Origin of the sequence: Mycobacterium sp. (genome assembly GCF_035499775.1) — a bacterium.
GTDB lineage: Bacteria > Actinomycetota > Actinomycetes > Mycobacteriales > Mycobacteriaceae > Mycobacterium.
Map to the genome: position 1 here is coordinate 1 of NZ_DATJYB010000157.1, position 3,137 is coordinate 3,137.

Consider the following 3,137-nt stretch of genomic DNA (forward strand, 5'->3'; position numbering starts at 1 on the left):
TAGACGTCTACCTTGGGCTGGAGAAGCCGATTGCATCGTCTGGCTATCGCTGGGTTATGAGCTACGGGCCAGGGATTTTCGGGTGTCCGGGTGATCTCATTTGCGCAGGTCAGGTGGTGTCTGGCATCCGACTGGTTGCGCCATGTTGCACTGATTTCAGGGTGGTTTCGCAGAGTTTTGTTCCCAAATTTGTTCCCAAACCTGGCGGGGTTTCCAGCGCTCGTCGATCGCCACGGCGCTGCCGCCAGACCGCCGGTGCTGGTGATGCTCAGCGAACCGTCTCCAGTGCGGCCCGAACCGCGCGCTAGAACATTTCCTACTGGGCCGGCAAGGCACCCGAGACGTTACACACGCTGCGTACCCTAGGCCTGTGCCCGACCCCATGGACCACAATGATCATGGCCCACCCGAGCTCGCCGCCCTGCTCGAGTTGCTGCACCGCGGCGACGCTCCGTTCAGGACCGTCCAGGCGACCTATCGGATCTGGCGCCATGACAAGCGTGCAGCCGCCGCCTTCCGTGCCGGCATCGACGAGATGAAGAGCCGAGGCGCATCGATCCAGTCGGTCTCGGCGTTCAAAATGCAGAGCGGCGCGCCGGAGCCGACCGAGCACGAGGAGATACTTCGGATCTGGCGCAACGGAGATCGCGTCCGCGAGGAACACGAAGGCGGCCGGCGCGACGGCGCCTACGGCATCCGCTCAGGCGCGCTCTGGTGGTCCTGGAGTCCCGACATTGGAGCTATGAGCAACCAGGAAAATCCGAAGGTTGGCAGCGGCATCGGCGAGGAACTCTGGATCATGCTCGATCCCACTCCACTGCTGGGCGTCATGAAATTCGCGGCCGGTGGCCGCTCCACGATCGCTGGACGAGCCACACTCACAGCAGACGCGACAGCGCGCCTGTCGGAGCCGCATCGCGGACTGCCCCCCTTCGCGCTTCACCACCTCGGCAGCGGCGCGGACCACTACACGCTCGAAATCGACGACGAGAGAGGGGTTCTGCTTGAAGCCGTCGCTGTCCGTGACGGCAAGCCCTTCCACCGGATCACGACCGTCGAGATAGCGTTCGATCAACCGATCGCGGACGAGCGCTTTCACTTTGAGCCGCCGGCCGGCGAGCAGATCCAACCGATCGGCGGGCTACTACGACCGCAGCCCCTACCACTACCCCAAGTCCAACAACGCGCCCCGTTCACCGTTCTGATCCCCGACCGCATACCAGCCAACTGGCACGTCAACTGTTTCTTCATCGAAGCCTCCACGCGGCCCCCGCAGCCGGCACAGGTGTCACTTCACTACAGCTCAGACGACGGACACGAAAACGTTTCGCTCGCACAGTCCTCAGCGACAAACCGCCCATACGGCCACAGAGAGCTGACCCGCGGGGACGCGTGGCAAGACATCGAGCGCAACGGGACGATGGTTCGGGTCGCCAAACCAGACGCGCTTTTCGGATCCCAGGCACAAGCTCACCTCGAGCGAGACGGCACGTTCGTGTTCCTCAGCTCCGACACACTCAACAGCGACCAGCTCGCCACACTCGCCGCCAGCCTCAAACCCGCTCCATTTCAAAGATGGTAAAGGCAAGTCCTGCAACCTACTGGATCTAAGTCGTTCGCAGCCGGGTTAGCACATGGCCAATCCACGGTCTAGCAGCGGCCCAATGTCAACTTTGGTGCCAGGAACGTCTGGGTTGTCACGCCAGATCTCGTCCAAATCCGCATACCGATGCGCCGCTTTGGCGGTCATGGTGTGTCGAATCTAGAGGAACGAAAGTGGTCGTTTCCTGTCTCAGCTGACTACCGGCTCAGAATTCGACCGGAACCGACAAGAGCGGGCACGTCTCGCAGAGCGCTCGAAGAAGGGCCGAGGTGTCGTTTCAGGAACTCGCGCCGAGTTCAGTGGCTGGGCTCGGTCAGCGCCCCGTAGGTGATGGATCGCGATATCCGCGGATGTCGGGAACGGGGTAGGGGCGACCTGTCATCGGGTTGCCGCCGTCGACTTGTTGGACCATGCCGACGACGGTGACGTCGTTGGCTGGGTCGACCCAGAACCAGGTGCCGTGCACGCCTCCCCAGTAGTAGCTGCCTGCTTCGATCGCGCCGCCGTTAAAATCAGCGTGTGCCGGTTCGAGCACGATGCCCATCCCCATACCGTAGCCAACGCCAGTAAACGGCTGTAAGAATCGCATCCGCACACCCGCGGGGAGCAGGTTGCTTGTCATCAGGGTGACCGAGGATGGCGCCAAAATCCTTGCTCCGTCCAGATGTCCGCCGTTGGCCAGCATCTGCGCGAAGCGAAGGTAGTCCTGCGCGGTCGAGTACAGGCCGGCGATCGACAGCAAATACTTGGGCTTCTCCCCCGCGGGAGTGCCGGCCAGCACCGGGAACGGTGATTGGTCGGCGGCAAGCCCGAGCTTCAGGTTCTCGTCCAGTTGCGTACCGGGGTGCGATGCGATCGCGCTGCTCTGGTGCGACGCCAAAGCCGGTGTCGGTCATGCCCAACGGTGCGAAGATCCGGCTGTTGAGGAAGACGTCGAGTGACTGGCCGGACAGCCGTTGGATGATGACGCCCTGCACCTCCTGCTGCAGCCCATACCTGAACAGAGCGCCCGGTTGCGCTTCCAATGGCAGTTTGGCCAATTTGGCGACCATGTCTTCGTTGGTACCGCCGAAAAGATCAGCGGCAGCGTACATTTGGTCGACCTTCGGGTTGGTGCTTCCCATGGGGACGAGGAAGGCGAACCCCGCGCAGGTGGCCATGAGGTGGCGCATTGTCATCGGGCGGTCCAGCGGCACAAGCCGGGCGTCCTGGAGCACCTGCAGGTCGGCGAACTCGCGAATGAACGCCGTTACGGGGTCGTCGAGCTGCCACTCGCCCTCTTCGTAGAGGGTCATCATGGCGGCGTTGCGCCGCTGCGGTTTCTACTCGCGGCGGCCATGTTGACCGCATTGTTGACCAGCGCAGCGTCAGCGGTGGTGGAAAACGTGCGGGCCAAAATCATTCGAGAAAGCAGTCCAGGATTGCGCAGCAACACACCTTACCGGGACGGGCCGGATGCTCGGTGTAGGGGTCGGACCGGGGCGCGGTGTCGGCATTTCTGCCGATCCGTTTCCCCGGCCCGCCCTCCGAACCC

At 62.9% G+C, this 3,137-nt stretch carries 4 protein-coding genes; 1 reads left to right on the forward strand and 3 read right to left on the reverse strand.

What is annotated here, in order from left to right; genetic code table 11:
• Positions 1-370: 370 nt before the first annotated feature.
• On the forward strand, positions 371-1,582 hold the full coding sequence (locus tag VML93_RS10625; RefSeq protein ID WP_325610363.1) for a hypothetical protein: 1,212 nt from the start codon (positions 371-373) through the stop codon (positions 1,580-1,582).
• A 45-nt stretch (positions 1,583-1,627) separates the two neighbouring features.
• Here the strand turns inward: VML93_RS10625 and VML93_RS38545 are convergent, their stop codons facing one another.
• From VML93_RS38545 to VML93_RS38555, 3 genes are all read right to left on the reverse strand, one after another.
• Entirely contained in the window at positions 1,628-1,750 is a 123-nt protein-coding gene (locus tag VML93_RS38545; protein ID WP_414686325.1) for a DUF2511 domain-containing protein, read from the reverse strand.
• A 166-nt stretch (positions 1,751-1,916) separates the two neighbouring features.
• Complete coding sequence (locus VML93_RS38550) at positions 1,917-2,225, reverse strand: hypothetical protein (protein ID WP_414686326.1); 309 nt, start codon at positions 2,223-2,225, stop codon at positions 1,917-1,919.
• Positions 2,116-2,901, reverse strand: a complete 786-nt coding sequence (locus VML93_RS38555; RefSeq protein ID WP_414686327.1) for a serine hydrolase domain-containing protein — start codon at positions 2,899-2,901, stop codon at positions 2,116-2,118. Before VML93_RS38555 ends, VML93_RS38550 begins: the two co-directional genes overlap by 110 nt.
• Positions 2,902-3,137: the final 236 nt, after the last annotated feature.

What these genes read in the sequence shown, in the direction of transcription:
- VML93_RS38555 (WP_414686327.1), bottom strand. Translation starts at nt 2,901, where the DNA reads ATGATGACCCTCTACGAAGAGGGCGAGTGGCAGCTCGACGACCCCGTA.
- VML93_RS38545 (WP_414686325.1), bottom strand. Translation starts at nt 1,750, where the DNA reads ATGACCGCCAAAGCGGCGCATCGGTATGCGGATTTGGACGAGATCTGG.
- VML93_RS38550 (WP_414686326.1), bottom strand. Translation starts at nt 2,225, where the DNA reads ATGACAAGCAACCTGCTCCCCGCGGGTGTGCGGATGCGATTCTTACAG.